The organism is Kitasatospora sp. NPDC088742 (assembly GCF_055584905.1).
This window is the reverse complement of sequence record NZ_JBVJLD010000019.1, coordinates 98,474-113,263: the sequence shown is the minus strand read 5'-3', so window position 1 is coordinate 113,263 and position 14,790 is coordinate 98,474. Positions and strand designations below refer to the sequence as shown.

Here is a 14,790-nt window from a genome sequence, read left to right as displayed (position 1 = left end):
CACCAGGCGCGATTAGCTCAGCGGGAGAGCACTTCCCTGACACGGAAGGGGTCACTGGTTCAATCCCAGTATCGCGCACTTGCAGTACCCGCAGTACGGCCTCACCAGGCGCGATTAGCTCAGCGGGAGAGCACTTCCCTGACACGGAAGGGGTCACTGGTTCAATCCCAGTATCGCGCACTTGCAGTACCCGCAGTCCAGCCCCACCAGGCGCGATTAGCTCAGCGGGAGAGCACTTCCCTGACACGGAAGGGGTCACTGGTTCAATCCCAGTATCGCGCACCAGACAGCCGAGGGCCGTGATCCGAACAGGATCACGGCCCTTCGCGTTGCCCGGAGTTGACGACCCGTCAGGGCACATGCGGCAGGGGCCGGGTACGTGCCGCCCTCACCGACGACTCGTACCCGGCCCCTGCTCAGTGCGCCGGAGGTGTTGTCCGCACCGCCCCGCCCGCCCGTCCGCGTGCCCGTGGCGGTGCCGGCTCCGGCCGTGGCGCCTGCCCTCTCCCCAGAAGGTCAGCGCCCGATCAGTTCGGCGACGGCCCTGGTCTGGGTCGCCAGTTGGTCCCAGCCGCCGAAGAGCACCAGCAGGGCGACCGCGACGGGGAGCACCATGGCCACGGCCACCAGCGGGTGCCGGGTGGCCTGCTCGGAGGAGCGGGCGGAAGCCGGGCGGAGCCCGAGGCGACGACGTCCCGCCTCGTTGAGCTGGACGGCCATGGTGGGTGCTCCTGCCTTCTGCGTAAGGTCGTTGGTCTGCCGGTATGCCGGTGTGTCGGTCGCGGTGGGCGGTTCACCTCGGGGGACGAGCCGGGCCGCCCACCGCTGACTCAAAGGTATGGCGCGGCACCGACGCGGACGTCATGCCCGCGTACCGTTCGGTGGGCCTCCCGGAGGATGACGCCCCTCCCCCTCAGGTACTACTGGAGGGGGAGACGGGGGGTGGCCGAACCCCGGGGGAACCCTGAGGGGCGCCCCTGAGGAGCTCCCCGAGGGAGCGTCCGACCTGCGTCCGACCTGCGTCCGGGCGACGTACGGGGGAGATCGGACAATCCGACCGGCCCGGTGGTGTTGCGTATCAGCACACCGCAGCGCGGAGTCCGTAAGCTGTGCCGGAACAGGATTCTGACGGTGCCCCACCCGACGGGGTCTCAACCACCGGACTGACGGGAAGAACTGACGATGGCGATGATGCGGCTGAGGCGTGAGGACCCCCGCATCGTCGGCCCCTACCGTCTGCACCGTCGGCTCGGGGCCGGCGGGATGGGCGTGGTCTACCTCGGTTCGGACCGCAAGGGGCAGCGGGTCGCGCTCAAGCTGATCCGCGCCGAGCTGGCCGAGGACGCCGAGTTCCGCACCCGGTTCGCCCGGGAGATCGCGGCGGCCTCGAAGATCCGCGGCACCTGCACGGCCCGGGTGGTCGGCTCCGACATCGAGGCGGACCGGCCCTGGCTGGCGACCGCGTACGTGCCCGGGCCCTCGCTCTACAAGCGGGTCGGCGAGGAGGGGCCGCTGCCCTGGCCGGAAGCGGCCCGGATCGGGGCGGCGCTGGCCGACGGGCTGGTGAAGGTGCACGAGGCCGGGGTGGTCCACCGCGACCTCAAGCCCTCCAACATCCTGCTCTCGCCCAAGGGCCCGCGGATCATCGACTTCGGCATCGCCTGGTCGCGCGGCGCCTCCACGCTCACCCACGTCGGCACCGCCGTCGGCTCCCCCGGCTTCCTGGCACCCGAGCAGGTCCGCGGCGCGGCCGTGACGCCGGCCACCGACGTGTTCGCCTTCGGTGCCACGCTGGCCTACGCGCTCACCGGGGACTCGCCGTTCGGCTCCGGGGCCTCCTCCGAGGTGATGCTCTACCGGGTGGTGCACGAGGAGCCCGATCTCTCCGGCGTGCCACCGCAGTTGGCACCGCTGGTACGGGCCTGCCTGGCCAAGGAGCCGGCCGAGCGGCCCGGCGCGGCCGCGCTGCACGAGCGGCTCACCGAGCTGGCCGCCCGGGGCGCCGCCGCCGGCCGCCGGGCCACCGCCGCTCCCCCGCCCGGGCGGGCCCCCGCACCCCAGCGTCCCGCGGCCCCGCCGCGGCCCGCCGCGTACCAGCCCGGGGTGCACCAGCCCGCCACCCTGCCGATGCCGCCCGGCGTCACGGCCGAGGCACTGAGGGACCGTCAGGGCGAGCACGCCGCCCACCCCGGTGGCCGTCCGACGGGCTCGGCGCGCCCCGGGGAGCGGACCGCCGTGCGGCAGGGCGAGCAGCCGGGTGGGCGTCCCGCCGGTCCCCGGCCTGCCGGCGCCAGGCCCGCCCCCACCCGGGAGCGGAGCACGGTGCCCGGTGGCCGGCCGGTCCCGCCCGGGCCGCGCTCCGGCCCGCCCCGGCGTGACCGCCAGCACACCCCCGCGCCCGGCCGTCCCGGCAGCCCCGGGGAGGCCCGGCGACGGCTGCTCCGGCAGCGGCTGGTGGTCTTCGTGACCGTGACCGTCGGGGTGGCGCTGGCCATCGCCGCCGCGCAGGGCTGCGAGAACCGCTCCGACCAGGGGCTGCGCGCGCCGCACTCCTCCGCTGCCTCCCCCGCCGGCTCCGGCGCGCCGGTCTCCGTCTCCATCGACGGGGTGCAGCCCTCCGCGCCGTTCGCGGCCGTGGCCAAGAGCCCGACCGGCGACTCCGGGCTGACACCCGCGGGCGGTCCGCTGCCCGCTGCCGACTGGGCCAACCGCAGCTACGCCGACCCGTCCGGCGGGGCCGCCATCCGTCTGCGGGACGGCCGTTCGGCCGCCGAGGGCGGCCCGCAGGTCTCGCTCAGCGCCGTCGTCCCGGCCCGCTACCACGGGGCCCCGGCGGCCCTGGTGGTGCTGCGCCGCGCGGAGGGTTCCGCCCCGGCCGACTTGGTGCAGCTGTACGGCTTCAGCGCCGACACCCCCGTCCTGCTCGCCGCCCGCACCTCGGTGGCCGACCCGCAGGCCGCCGCGACCTGGCGGGTCGAGCCGGGCGCCCTGATCCGGGAGGAACGGGTCTCCGCGACGGGGGCCGGGTCGACGACCCGTTACACGGTGCGCGGCGACGGGCAGTTGGAGGAGTCCTGGCCCGGCTCCGGCGTCACCGGCCTCCCCACCGGCCCCGCCCCGGCGGCGGCCGGCGCCCCGCCCTCGGCGATCTCCCCCACCGCGACGCCCTCCGGCAGCTGACCCCGGGGCCGGCGGCGGCCGCAGCGCGGGGCGGACCACCGACGTGAGACATCGGCTCGCACGCCGCACGCGGGCTGCCCACCGACGGGTCGTCAGTCCGCGCAGCGGGCGGTGCCGTCGGTCTCCGCCCGCAGGCGCAGGTGCCCGCCCCGCAGGGTGCGGCGCAGGCGGCGGTCGTGGGTGACGACGATCAGGGTGCCGGGGTAGTGGGTCAGGGCCTCCTCCAGTTCCTCCACCAGGGCGGGGGCCAGGTGGTTGGTGGGCTCGTCCAGCAGGAGCAGGTCGGTGGGGGTGGTGAGCAGCCGGGCCAGTTCCAGGCGGCGGCGGTTGCCGACCGAGAGGTGGCGGACCGGGGTGGCCAGATCCGCCGGGCGGAACAGGCCGAGGGTGAGCAACTGTTCGGCGTGGTCCGGGAGTTCGCCGGGCCGGCCGGCCGCGTAGGCGGCCAGTACGGTGCGGTCGTCGGCGACCGGCCCCGCGTACTGGCGGAGCAGGCCGGCCCGGGCCGGACGGCGGACGGTGCCCTGATCGGGGGTCAGTTCCCCGGCCAGGAGCCGGAGCAGGGTGGACTTGCCCGCCCCGTTCGGCCCCGTGACGAGCAGCCGGGCGCCGGGCTCCAGCCGGAGCAGGTCCAGCGCGAGCCGCCCTTCGACCCGTACGCCGGTCAGCTCCACCGGCCCCGGTGCGCCGCCGTCGGCCGCGCGGGCCGCGAACCGCAGCGGCACCGGGGGCGGCGGCACCGGCCGTTCGGTGAGCCGGTGGAGCTGCTCGCGGGCGTTGCGGACGCGGCTCATCGCCCCGTGCGCCCGGGACCGGGCCCGGAAGGCGCCCGCCCCGCTGAACGCGGCGGGGGCCTTGCGCGGGACGGCCGCCAGCCGGAGCGCGCCGGTCTCGGCGAGGGCGGTGTGGCGGACCAGTTCGGCCTTCCACTCCCGGTGGTCGTGCGCCCAGCGGGCCCGGGCCGCCGCCTTGGCGGCGAGGTAGCCCCGGTAGCCGTGGCCGTGCCGGTGGAGGGTGTGGCGGGCCTCGTCCACCTCCAGCACGGTGTCGGTGATCCGCTCCAGGAAGGCGCGGTCGTGGGTGGCGGCGACCACCGTGCCGGGGTGGGCGCGCAGGTGCTCCTCCAGCCAGGCCACGGCCTCGTCGTCGAGGTCGTTGGTCGGCTCGTCGAGCAGCAGCAGTTCGGGTGCGCCGGCCAGCACTCCGGCCAGGGCCAGCCGGGAGCGCTGGCCGCCGGAGAGGGTGCCGAGCGGGCGGTCCGGGTCGAGCGGGGCCCGTTCGCCGAGGCGTCGCAGCAGCGTGGCCACGGCCCGGTCGGCGTCCGGTCCGCCCCTGGCCTCCCAGGTGGCGAGCAGTTCGCCGTAGCGGGCCAGGCCCTCGGGGCCGTCCTGAGGGAGGGTCAGTTCGGCCAGCCGGAGGTCGGCCTCGATGGCGCGCAGCCCGGCCAGGGCGAGGTCGACGGCCCGGCCCACCGTGGCGGCCGGCGGCAGGTCGAGGGTCTGGGCGAGGTGGCCGACGCCGCCGGGGACGTCGACCCGGACGGTGCCGTTGTCGGGCCGTTCCAGCCCAGCCAGCAGTCGGAGCAGGGTGGACTTGCCGGCGCCGTTCTCCCCCACCAGTCCGGTCCGTTCGCCGGGCCGGACGGTGCAGGTGACGCGGTCGAGGACGAGGCGGTCACCGTAGTGCTTGGTGACCTCGGACAGGGTGATGCGGGTATCGGCGGGAGCGGCAGAGCGCAAGCTGGGTCCTTCGTTCGACTTCCGAGCGAGACGGTCCGTCTCGTCTTGCAGAACTGTAAGCCCTACGGGCAGGCATGGCAAGACGCTTCGTCTCGCCCCAGTACTGATACTCGCGCGGACTCGGCCGCAGCTCTGCGATTTCCCGTTGCTACTGCCGATTTCAGGGTAATAATGAGCAGTAACGTGAGAAGGGTGGACGATATGACCCAGACCAGCCCGGGAGCTCCCCCGCGTGCCGGCCGCCGCAGCGATGCGGTCGACCCCCTGAAGAACAGGCCGACGACGGGCGGCAGGCAGCCTGTGGCGATGTTCGCCGACGCGTCGGCCCTTCTGGCGGTGGCCGGAGATCGGCCGGAGATACTCGCCAAGGTGATCCTCCACAACCCGGAGGCCTTCTCCCGCGTGTGGTCGACGATCTGGACGTGCTGCTCGCCGAGCAGTGGTTCTGGGCTCGACTGGTCCGATCCGCAGTCGAGTGCAGCCCTCCAAGCCAGGTACACCGACACGTTGCACGCGCTGGCGGAGCCTTCACCGCTGCCGGGCACGACCGCCAGGGCCGTTCGGGCACGCCAGCATTACGAGAGCTTCGCGCAGTCCCTCTCCGAGGTGCGGCTCTTCGGCGCCGTTCCGGAATCTCCGGCCGAGCCGTCGAAGGCTGCCAGTGGGCGTAGCGGCACGTTCTCCGCGAACCTCCTCGCGGTTGTTGCCGAGCTCGACGCTGCCCGCTCCGCCACCGACCGGGGAGACAGTTCCGCAGCCCTGGGTCACCTCAAAGCGGCAAAGGAGAGCATCCTCGAGGATGTCGCACCGATCCGGGTGTCCGTCGCCGCGACCCTGCTCGGACTCTCCCGCCGCACCGTGGATGCCTGGGTTGCCTCTGGGATCCTCACCCTGACCGAAGACCCCTCCACCTCCGTCAAGCTCGTCGACCCACGGCGCCTCTACGAGGTCAAGGTACTCGTGGACGAGCTGAGGACGGCCGGGAAGAAGCGGGGTCTCGCGGAGGCCGTGTGGCAGCGGTTGCAGGATCAGCAGGTCCTCGACGACCCGGCGCTCCAGGAGAGTCTGGAGCAGGTGCGACGCGGCGAGGGCGTGGCCCTGGAGGAGTACCTGGCCCAGAGCACGGACGATGAGGAATTCGGTGACGACGAACGTTAAGTTCACCACCCTGGGCTTAGCAGCGGCCAAGGCACTGCGCGGCGTGGAGAAGAAGACCTTCGACGGGTGGCTGCTCGAGCTGAAGAAGCACGGTTGCAAGGCTCTGGACTACCGGATGACCGGAGAAAGCCCGATTGACCGGGTGTGCGTGAAGCATCTGTACGGTCAGCTGCGCGCCGTCGTCGCGTTCGACTCGGAGATGACGGCCTGGATCGTCACAGTCGGCCTGCACGAGGAGAACACCCCTCACAACGTCTATCCCCCGCTGTGGGAAGCAGCAGGGCTCGAAGCACCACCCGAAGGAAAGCGGACGAAGCCGCCGTGCTGTGGCAGCAGTGGCGAACCGCCGGAGTTCACCGCCGAGGTGGACGATCTGGTGGCACAGTTCAACCGGACGTTCAGGCGCCGCTAGCCTTGCCGCCGCCCGGCGCTCCGGTCCATCGCCTGACGGTTGGAGCACCGAGTCGTCCCGTGTTCGGCACGGTCTGACGTCCTGTGAAGTTCAGTGTGCTCGCTCAGAGGCCACGTGCGGGCTACTGGCGGAACCGCTGTGCCGAGGTGAGGTGGGCGGCCGCCAGCAGGGAGCGGGTGTAGTCGGTGTGCGGCGCCGCGAAGAGGTGGTCGCGGGGGGACTGTTCGACCAGGCGGCCGTGGTGCATGACGGCGACGCGGTCGCAGAAGTGGCGGACCACGGCGAGGTCGTGGGAGACGAAGAGGAAGGCGACGCCGAGGCGGTCGCGGAGTTCGGCGAGGAGGTTGAGGACCTGGGCCTGGACCGAGACGTCGAGGGCGGAGACCGGTTCGTCGGCGATGATCAGGCGCGGGCCGGGGGCCAACGCCCGGGCGATGCCGATGCGTTGGCGCTGGCCGCCGGAGAACTCGTGCGGGTGGCGGTCCAGGTGGGCGGCGGGGAGGCCGACCTGTTCGAGGAGTTCGGCGGAGCGTTCGCGCCGTTCGGGGGCGCTGAGGGTGGTGTGCAGGCGGAGCGGGGTGTCCAGGGTCTGGGCCACCGTACGGCGGGGGTTGAGGGAGGCGTACGGGTCCTGGAAGACCAGTTGGACCTCGCGGGCCAGGCGGCGGCGCAGGGCCCGGTCGGGGTGGGTGGCGTCCTGGCCGTCGTAGCGGATCACGCCGCCGGTGGGCCGTTGCAGGCCGGCCAGCACCCGGGAGGTGGTGGACTTGCCGGAGCCGGACTCGCCGACCAGACCGAGGGTCTCGCCGGGGGCGATGCGCAGGCTCAACCCCTCGACGGCGCGGAAGGGTTCGGCCGCCCGGAAGGGGTGACGGCGACGGCCCGGGAAGTGCACGGAGAGTTCCTCGGCCTCCACCAGCCAGGAGGTGTCCGGGCGTTCGACCGTCCTGGGTGCGGTACCCGCCGGGGCGGGTGACGGGTCGTCGACCGTCGGCAGCACCGAGCCCGGGACGGTGTCCAGGGTGAGCGCGGCGCCGACCAGGGCGCGGGTGTACGGCTGCCGCGGGGCGGACAGCAGCTCGGCGGTCGGGGCGGTCTCCACCGGCTCGCCGTGGCGGAGCACCAGGGTGCGGTCGGTGTGCCCGGCCACCACGCCCAGATCGTGGCTGACCAGCAGGACGGCGGTGCCGTGCTCGCGCTGCAACTCCCCCAGCAGGTCCAGCACTTGGCGCTGCACCCGGGCGTCCAGCGCGGTGGTGGGCTCGTCGGCGACCAGCACGTCCGGCTCGTTCATCAGGGCCATCGCGATCATCACCCGCTGGCGCATCCCGCCGGAGAACCGGTGCGGGTGGTCACCCACCCGGGCGGCCGGGATGCCGACCCGGTCGAGCATCGCTGCCGCCCGGCGGCGGGCCTCGGTGCGGCCCGCGCCGGGGTGGTGCAGCCGGTAGGCCTCGGCGAGTTGGGCGCCGACGGGGTGGAAGGGGCTGAGCGAGGTCAGCGCGTCCTGGAAGACCAGGGCGATCCGGCCGCCGCGCACCCGGCGCAGCTCCCGCTCCCCCGCGCCGACCAGCTCCTGCCCGCCGAGGCGGGCCGAGCCGGTGACGGTGGTGGTCCGGGGGTCGTGCAGGCCGAGCAGGGCCAGCCCGGTGGCGGACTTGCCGGAGCCGGACTCGCCGACCAGGCCCAGGACTTCGCCCGGGGCGAGGTCGAAGGAGAGGCCGCGCACGGCCCGCACGGGCTCGGCGCCGTCGCGGGCGGCGAAGCTGACGGAGAGGTCGCGGACGCTCAGCACCGGATCGGTGGAGGTGTTCGGGGTCATGGTGGGAGCTCCCTGAGGCACGGTCAGCTGAGGCGGATGCGTGGGTCGAGCCAGGCCACCACCAGGTCGGCCAGGGCCACGAAGAGGACGACGAAGCAGGCGGCGAGCAGGACGGTGCCGACCACGGCGGGCAGGTCCTGGCCGGCCACCGCCTCGGCGGCGAAGGTGCCGACGCCGTTGAGGCCGAAGACGGTCTCGGTGACCACCGCGCCGCCGAGCAGTGCGCCCGCCTCCAGCCCGAGCAGCTGGACCAGCGGCCCGGCCGCACCGCGCGAGGTGTACTTCAGGTGGGCCCGCAGCCGGCTCAGGCCCTTGCCGCGCGCGGTCCGGACGTACTCCTCGTCCATGGTCTCCAGCAGCTGGGCGCGGGAGAGCCGGGCGAAGACCGCCGAGTTGACGAAGCCGAGCACCAACCAGGGCAGCAGCATCCCGCCCGCCCAGGCGGCGGGGTCGGTGGCGGGCGGGGTGTAGGCGGGCAGCGGCAGCAGGCCGGTCGTGTAGACCAGGGCCCACTGGGCGAGGTAGCCGAGGAAGTAGATCTGCACGCTGGCGCCGAGCAGGGTGAAGCCGGAGAGCAGCCGGTCGGTGCGGGTGCCGTGGCGCAGCGCGGAGACGAAGCCGGTGCCGAGGCCCAGGACGAGGAGGACGGCCAGCGCCCCCGCGGTGAGCGAGAGGGTGACCGGGAGGTGCTCGGCCAGGGCCTGGGTGACGGGCTGGTGCAGCCGGTAGGAGTAGCCGAGGCAGGGGGCGGCGCAGGCGATGACCGAACCGTCCACGTCGCTGATCGCGCGGCCGGCCACCACCCCGGCGAGGTAGTCGGTGTACTGGGCGAGCAACGGCTGGTCCAGGCCCATGCTCTGACGGACCGCCGCCACCTGGCCCGAATCGCAGCGCGGACCGCAGGCGGCCCGGGCCGGGTCGGCGGGGGCGGCGTGGAAGAGCACGAAGGCGGCGGCGGAGACCGCGGCCAGCACGGCGAGGGCCTGGAGAGCACGCCGCAGGGCGAAGGAGAGCATGGCCGGTCCGGTGGGTCGTGGGTGGGAGGGCCCCGCCCGGGTGAGGGCGGGGCCCTGACGGCTGGTCAGGCCTTGAGGTAGACCCAGGCGAGGCTGACGGACCCGTAGATCGGGTGGATGAAGGCGCCGCCGACGTTGGCGCCGCGCAGCTGGGTGGCGTTGGGGTAGGCGAAGGGCAGCACCGGGAGGTCCTTCATCACGGTCTGCTCCAGCGCGTACAGCTCCTTGGCCTTCTGCCGGGGCTCGCCGATCTGGTTGATCCGGTCGATCTCCCGGTCCACAGCCGGGTTGCGGTAGCGGGCGGAGTTGAGGTCGCTGTTGGCCCGGCCGTCGAAGGAGAACGGGACCAGCGTGGACGGCGTCGGCCAGTCCACCGAGCTGGTCTCCTCGAACAGGTCGTACGGGGAGTCAGCCCGGTGCGCCTCGTCCAGCAGCGCCTTGGCGTCCACCGGCTTGGGCACGAGGGTGATCCCCGCCTTGGCGAAGCCGTCCACCAGCACCTGGGCGACGCGCTGGCCGTTCGGGGTGTTGGCGTAGGCGTAGGTGAGGCTGGTGGGTGCCTGCTTGGCCTTGGCCAGCGCCTGCTTGGCGGCCTCCGGGTCGCCCTCGGGCCTGGCCGGGTAGAGGTCGTACTTCTGCCAGTCGAGCAGCGCCGGGGAGCTGAGCGTGGTGGCCAGTTCGCCGACCCGGGAGCCGCCGAGCACCTGGCGGGCCTGCTGGCGCGGGTAGGCCAGGTGCAGGGCCTTGCGGACCTCGGGGTCGGGGACCCGCTCGTTGTTGACCACCAGCTGGGTGACGAAGGCGCCCTGACGGCCGGTCACCACCAGCTCCTTGGCCTTGGGGTCGGTGTCGGTGGACTGGTACAGCTCGGGCGAGAGCTGGGTGGCCACGGTGGTGGCGTCGGCACCGCCGTCGCGGCCGGAGAGGATCTCCTGGTTGATGTTGAGCGCCTCCTTGCCGAAGCTGAAGACGAACTTCTCCGGGTACTGGCTGCGGATCGGGTCGGTCTCCGGCTTCCAGTGCGGGTTGCGCTCCAGCACCAGGCGGGTGTTCTGCACGTGCTCGGCGATCCGGTACGGGCCGCTGGCGAACGGCAGGCGGTCGTAGTCGGTGCCGGTGTCCTTGTCCTCGCGCACCGGCGAGGAGGAGGACTGCGCGGCCATGTACGGCACGTCGGCCTGCGGCTGCGGGAAGCGGAAGACGACCGTGCGCTCGTCCGGCGTCTCGATCGCGGCCAGGTCGCCGCTCTGCGGGCCGGCGTACTTCTTCCGGGCCCCCTCGTAGCTCGCCTCACCGGTCAGCCACTGCGCCCAGTACGGCGGGCCGACCTCGAAGCCCTTGCCGAAGGAACGCTCGATGCCGTACTTCACCTGCTGCGCGGTGATCGGCCGGCCGTCCTCCCAGGCCACCCCGGCCTTGAGCCGGTACGTCCAGGTGCGGCCGCCGTCGGTGGCGGTCCCGGTGTCGGTGGCGAGGTCGCCGACCAGCTTCGCCTTGCCGTCCACCACCTGGTACTGGGTCAGCTGACGGCCCCACAGCAGCGAGGTGTTGTAGGCGGCGCCCGCGTAGACCTTCTGCGGGTCGAGGTGGCGGAAGTCGGTGGTGTTGTAGACGTTCACCGTCCCGCCGGGGCGGGCACCGGGGACGGCGGGGGCCGGGCCCGCGCTCTCCTTCTCGCTGCCGAGGGCGGCGGTGAGCGGCGAGGTGTCCTTCGCGGCGGGGGCGGTGCCGCCCGTACCGGCGCCGGCTCCCGCCGAGCAGGCGGTGGCGAGCAGCGCGGTGGCCAGGACGGCGAGGGTCGGTTTGGTCAGGCGCATGGCGGAGTGACTCCTTGCCCCGTGCGGTGGGGCGGTAGAGGGGTTTCTGGACTGACGGAGATTCAGGAGGTTCAGCGGGCGGAGCGCGGGTCCAGCGCGTCGCGGACGGCGTCACCGAGCAGGTTGAAGGCGAGCACGAAGACCAGCAGTGCCACACCGGGGAAGACCATGTACGTCGGATCGGCCTGGAAGACCTCGGAACCGCGCGAGATCATCCGGCCCCAGTCCGGGACGGGCTCGGTGATGCCGACCCCGAGGAAGGACAGCACCGCCTCGGAGGCCACGAAGCCCGGCACCGCCATCGTCGCGTGCACCAGCAGCTGGGCCCGGACGTTCGGCAGCAGTTCACGGAAGACGATGTGGAATCCGCCCGCTCCTTGCGCCTTCGCGGACTGCACGAAATCCCTTTCCCGGAGCGAACGCACCGAGGAGCGGAGGGAGAGCGCGAGCGGAATCCAACCGAATGCGGAGAACACCAGGATCAGCACCAGGAATTGCATCCACTCCGGCTCGGCCCGGGACGGGTCGACCAGGCGGGACTGGACCACGGGGCTGAGCGCGAGCAGCAGGAGCAGGGTCGGGAAGGCGAGGAGAGTGTTGGCGAGGAACCCGAAGAGACGGTCCGTCAGCCCGCCGAGGTAGCCGACCGCGACGCCCGCCAGGACCCCGAGGAGGGTGGTGACGCCGGCGGCCGCGAAGGCGATCAGGAGGGACGTGCGGATGCCGTGGAGCAACTGCGTGAACACGTCCCGGCCGAGGCCGGGCTCCAGGCCGAACCAGAAGTCGGCCGAGATCCCGCCGTTGGGGAGCATGGGGAGTCCCGAGTCGCTGAGCAGGCCGGGCGTGTTCTGGCCGTAGTGCTCGGCGGGGTTCTTGCCGTAGGCGGCGGCGATCAGCGGGGCGGCGAGGGCGAGCAGGAGGAAGACCGTGACCACCGCGAGGGCGGTGGCGCCGGTGCGGTCGCGGAGCAGTCGGGAGAGTGGTGTGCTGCGTGGTGCTGCCATGAGAGGCGTACTCCCCGAAATTCTCCGCCGCCCCGTGGGTGAGGGTGCGCTGATGTGCATGGTCGGACGGCCTGCCCGGGGGTTTCCCGGCGGCCCTTCGAATGCCATCAGATCGGATGCGATGCGCCTTTCGCAAATCATTCGCGGGGCACTTTTCGTGCATTGTTTCGTGAATTGCAACGGCTTCATTTCGCCGCAATGTTGCCGTCATGCGAAATCGGACAAATGCTGAGGTAGTGCTCGACCCGAGGCCGGTGAGACCTCCACCACATCTAGGGTGGAGTCATGTCTTCGCTGCTCTTCCTCGATGTCGACGGCCCGCTCATCCCCTTCGGCGGGGCGCCCGAGGAGTACCCGGACCACGGGGCGGCCGGCGACGCGAACCCGCTCCTGGGCAGGATCGACCCCGCGCACGGGCCCCGGCTGGCGGCGCTGCCGTGCGAACTCGTGTGGGCGACGACCTGGTTGGAGGACGCGAACGAGTGCGTCGCCCCACGGCTCGGCCTTCCCCCGCTCCCGGTGGTGGCCTGGCCGGACCCGGCCGGGGCGGACGAGGAGGAGGACCAGCGGCGCGGGCTGCACTGGAAGACCCGCACCCTGGCGGCCTGGGCCGCCGGCCGCCCGTTCGTCTGGGTCGACGACGAGGTCACCGCCGCCGACCGGGCGTGGGCCGCCGCTCACCACCCGGGCCCTGCCCTGACCCACCGTGTCGACGCCCGCAGGGGTCTGACGGATGGTGACTTCGCGGTCCTCGACGCATGGTTGCGCGGGAAATCCAGGTGACCCCGGGGCGGCCGGGGCCGCAGAATCAGGGCACCGGCCGCGAGGCCGACAGCCCGTAGCCCAGTCGGTCAGAGCATCGCCCTGATAAGGCGGGGGTCGCTGGTTCAACTCCAGCCGGGCTGAGCGGGTGTAGCTCAATTGGCCAGAGCAGCCGTCTCCAAAACGGCAGGCTGGGGGTTCGAGTCCCTCCACCCGTGCAGAGTGAACGGCGTCGTGGGATCCCGGTACCGGCGGCTGCCGGAGGGATCGTTCGTGTCGCGATGGCCCTGCGTAATGGGCTGACAGTGGGTCAGGTGTCATTCTTGGGACACTTCGACACATTTAGGGCGGTCTGCTTCATGGTGGCGATGTATCGGTTCGCGCGCGTGGGTGTGGTCCTTCTGCTGGGTGCCGCCGCCGTGGCCTGCGGCGGGAGTGGTTCCAAGGACGCCGGTGGTGGCGGGCAGGTGAGCTCGCCGGCCGGGGTCGGCGAGAGCAGCGGAGCTGCGGCCCCCGGCGGAGGTGGCGGGGTGACCGGTGGTGGGAGTGGTGGGGGTGTCGCGCCGGGGGCGCCGCTGAGGATTCCGGCCTTTGAGCAGAGCGGGCAGTACTTCTACGAGGGCAGCGATGCCTGGCACGACCTGAAGAAGAAGTTCGAGGAGGAGTGCGGCGGAACGCTGTGCGTGACGCTCGAGCGCAGCTACACCAGCCCGGTGGGGGTTCCCTGTGGCTATGTGCGGATGAACCCGCCCAGTGGCGGCGCGTTCCGTCGCGGCGATGTCGTCCTCGTCATCGGCGCCGTGCCCTGTCCTTCGTCCGGCTCGCCCAGTGCGGTGCCCGATGACTACGCGACGCCCGGTGTTCCCGGCGGTGGGACGACGAGCGTCCCCGGCCGCGGGACGACCGGCCCTGACGAGGGTGGTTCGACGACATCGGCTCCTGCGCCCTCGGTGTCATGACGGCGAGTCCGCCTCCGGTCCGGCGGTTGGGGGCGTTGCTGGGCGCCGTCGTCGCGCCGACCACTCTCGTCACCGCACTGCTCTACTACTTCGGCTGGCACCACGCGTACTGGTTCTTCGACTACTTCGGGCTCAACGCCACCGTTCTCGGCCTGGGCACCACCGACTACCTGATGCGCAGTCTCGACGCCCTGTTCGTGCCGATGGCGGTGACGGCGGCGGTCGGTCTCGTCGCGTTCTGGGGGCATGACCTGGTGCGCGTCCGGCTGGCCGCCGGGGACCGGCCCCGGGTTCTGCGGGTGCTGCTGCCCGTCCTGGCGGGGGTGGGGCTCCTGCTGACGGTGGGTGGGCTGTGGAGCGTCCTGGCTCCGACGTTCCTGTCCGGCCATCTGGTGGCGGCGCCGCTCAGCCTGGCCTCCGGGGTGGTCCTGTTGGCGTACGTGCTGCATCTGCACCGCACGACCGCGGTGCGGGAAGGGCCGGCCCGCACGGACCCGCCCCCCGCCCCTCGTGCCGAATGGGCCGTCGTCGCCGAGTGGGCCGTGGTCTTCCTGCTCGTGGGACTCAGCCTCTTCTGGGCCGCCAACGACTACGCCGCCGCTGTCGGCCGTGGCCGGGCCCGGGAGTTCGTGACGCAGATGCCGGGCTACGCCACCGCCGTGGTTCTCAGCGAGCGCAGCCTGAGCATCGGCGAGCCCGGGGTGCGCGAGATCCGGTGCAGCAGCCCCGGGTCGGCCTTCGGGTACCGCTACGAGGGCCTCGTCCTCGTGCTCCAGTCCGCGAACAGCTACGTGCTGCTGCCGCGGACCTGGACCGAGAGGGCCGGTGTCGCCCTCGTCCTTCCGCGCACCGATGCCGTCCGCCTGGAGTTCGTCCCCTACTCCGCCCGGGGAACCCTCGGGCGCGCCACCTGCTGACCCC

Annotated in this window: 11 protein-coding genes, 5 tRNA genes and 1 pseudogene; 11 read left to right on the top strand and 6 right to left on the bottom strand. The window is 72.9% G+C overall.

The annotated features are described in order from the left end of the window. The first annotated feature begins 6 nt into the window (after positions 1-6). The 3 genes from ACZ6ZR_RS17370 (at position 7) to ACZ6ZR_RS17360 (ending at position 285) form a co-directional block, all read left to right on the top strand. A tRNA-Val gene (locus ACZ6ZR_RS17370) sits at positions 7-78 on the top strand. A 30-nt stretch (positions 79-108) separates the two neighbouring features. After that, a tRNA-Val gene (locus ACZ6ZR_RS17365) sits at positions 109-180 on the top strand. 30 nt (positions 181-210) lie between these two features. After that, positions 211-285 (top strand) — tRNA-Val (locus ACZ6ZR_RS17360). A 231-nt stretch (positions 286-516) separates the two neighbouring features. Here ACZ6ZR_RS17360 and ACZ6ZR_RS17355 read toward each other — a convergent pair. Beyond that, entirely contained in the window at positions 517-720 is a 204-nt protein-coding gene (locus ACZ6ZR_RS17355) for a hypothetical protein (RefSeq protein WP_345278959.1), read from the bottom strand. Positions 721-1,182: 462 nt separating this feature from the next. Between ACZ6ZR_RS17355 and ACZ6ZR_RS17350 the strand changes: the two are divergent. After that, positions 1,183-2,517, top strand: a pseudogene (locus ACZ6ZR_RS17350) (serine/threonine-protein kinase); the annotation flags it as partial. 755 nt (positions 2,518-3,272) lie between these two features. On the opposite strand, the gene ACZ6ZR_RS17345 reads toward ACZ6ZR_RS17350, so the two are convergent. Next, entirely contained in the window at positions 3,273-4,889 is a 1,617-nt protein-coding gene (locus ACZ6ZR_RS17345) for an ABC-F family ATP-binding cassette domain-containing protein (RefSeq protein ID WP_465643166.1), read from the bottom strand. Between the two features lie 222 nt (positions 4,890-5,111). Here ACZ6ZR_RS17345 and ACZ6ZR_RS17340 point away from each other — a divergent pair, with 222 nt between their 5' ends. Continuing rightward, positions 5,112-6,077, top strand: a complete 966-nt coding sequence (locus ACZ6ZR_RS17340) for a hypothetical protein (protein WP_465643126.1) — start codon at positions 5,112-5,114, stop codon at positions 6,075-6,077. Continuing rightward, complete coding sequence (locus ACZ6ZR_RS17335) at positions 6,061-6,489, top strand: hypothetical protein (RefSeq protein WP_465643124.1); 429 nt, start codon at positions 6,061-6,063, stop codon at positions 6,487-6,489. The genes ACZ6ZR_RS17340 and ACZ6ZR_RS17335 overlap by 17 nt, the downstream gene beginning before the upstream one ends. 121 nt (positions 6,490-6,610) lie before the next feature. Here the strand turns inward: ACZ6ZR_RS17335 and ACZ6ZR_RS17330 are convergent, their stop codons facing one another. The 4 genes from ACZ6ZR_RS17330 to ACZ6ZR_RS17315 form a co-directional block, all read right to left on the bottom strand. Then, positions 6,611-8,311: a dipeptide ABC transporter ATP-binding protein gene (locus ACZ6ZR_RS17330; RefSeq protein WP_465643122.1), complete on the bottom strand. Its 1,701-nt coding sequence runs from the start codon at positions 8,309-8,311 to the stop codon at positions 6,611-6,613. Positions 8,312-8,334: 23 nt separating this feature from the next. Further along, positions 8,335-9,327 (bottom strand): ABC transporter permease, encoded by a 993-nt coding sequence (locus ACZ6ZR_RS17325; RefSeq protein ID WP_465643120.1) that lies wholly within the window; start codon positions 9,325-9,327, stop codon positions 8,335-8,337. 65 nt (positions 9,328-9,392) lie between these two features. Next, positions 9,393-11,144 carry an ABC transporter substrate-binding protein gene (locus ACZ6ZR_RS17320; protein ID WP_465643118.1) on the bottom strand — a complete coding sequence of 584 codons (1,752 nt, stop codon included), beginning with the start codon at positions 11,142-11,144 and terminating at the stop codon, positions 9,393-9,395. A 71-nt stretch (positions 11,145-11,215) separates the two neighbouring features. Next, on the bottom strand, positions 11,216-12,148 hold the full coding sequence (locus ACZ6ZR_RS17315; RefSeq protein WP_465643116.1) for an ABC transporter permease: 933 nt from the start codon (positions 12,146-12,148) through the stop codon (positions 11,216-11,218). Positions 12,149-12,433: 285 nt separating this feature from the next. Here ACZ6ZR_RS17315 and ACZ6ZR_RS17310 point away from each other — a divergent pair, with 285 nt between their 5' ends. The 5 genes from ACZ6ZR_RS17310 to ACZ6ZR_RS17290 all read left to right on the top strand — a co-directional run bounded on the left by ACZ6ZR_RS17310 (position 12,434) and on the right by ACZ6ZR_RS17290 (position 14,786). Further along, positions 12,434-12,931, top strand: a complete 498-nt coding sequence (locus ACZ6ZR_RS17310) for an HAD domain-containing protein (protein ID WP_465643114.1) — start codon at positions 12,434-12,436, stop codon at positions 12,929-12,931. Between the two features lie 49 nt (positions 12,932-12,980). After that, a tRNA-Ile gene (locus tag ACZ6ZR_RS17305) sits at positions 12,981-13,054 on the top strand. Next, positions 13,055-13,128 (top strand) — tRNA-Trp (locus ACZ6ZR_RS17300). It abuts the tRNA gene before it with no gap. Positions 13,129-13,233: 105 nt separating this feature from the next. Continuing rightward, a complete protein-coding gene (locus tag ACZ6ZR_RS17295; RefSeq protein ID WP_465643112.1) occupies positions 13,234-13,869 on the top strand; it encodes a hypothetical protein in 636 nt (211 codons plus the stop codon). Next, positions 13,866-14,786, top strand: coding sequence for a hypothetical protein (locus ACZ6ZR_RS17290; protein ID WP_465643110.1), 921 nt, complete (start codon positions 13,866-13,868; stop codon positions 14,784-14,786). The genes ACZ6ZR_RS17295 and ACZ6ZR_RS17290 overlap by 4 nt, the downstream gene beginning before the upstream one ends. Positions 14,787-14,790: the final 4 nt, after the last annotated feature.

Coding starts and splice junctions, on each gene's coding strand:
- ACZ6ZR_RS17355 (WP_345278959.1), bottom strand. CDS start 720: ATGGCCGTCCAGCTCAACGAGGCGGGACGTCGTCGCCTCGGGCTCCGC.
- ACZ6ZR_RS17330 (WP_465643122.1), bottom strand. CDS start 8,311: ATGACCCCGAACACCTCCACCGATCCGGTGCTGAGCGTCCGCGACCTC.
- ACZ6ZR_RS17325 (WP_465643120.1), bottom strand. CDS start 9,327: ATGCTCTCCTTCGCCCTGCGGCGTGCTCTCCAGGCCCTCGCCGTGCTG.
- ACZ6ZR_RS17320 (WP_465643118.1), bottom strand. CDS start 11,144: ATGCGCCTGACCAAACCGACCCTCGCCGTCCTGGCCACCGCGCTGCTC.
- ACZ6ZR_RS17315 (WP_465643116.1), bottom strand. CDS start 12,148: ATGGCAGCACCACGCAGCACACCACTCTCCCGACTGCTCCGCGACCGC.
- ACZ6ZR_RS17310 (WP_465643114.1), top strand. CDS start 12,434: ATGTCTTCGCTGCTCTTCCTCGATGTCGACGGCCCGCTCATCCCCTTC.
- ACZ6ZR_RS17290 (WP_465643110.1), top strand. CDS start 13,866: ATGACGGCGAGTCCGCCTCCGGTCCGGCGGTTGGGGGCGTTGCTGGGC.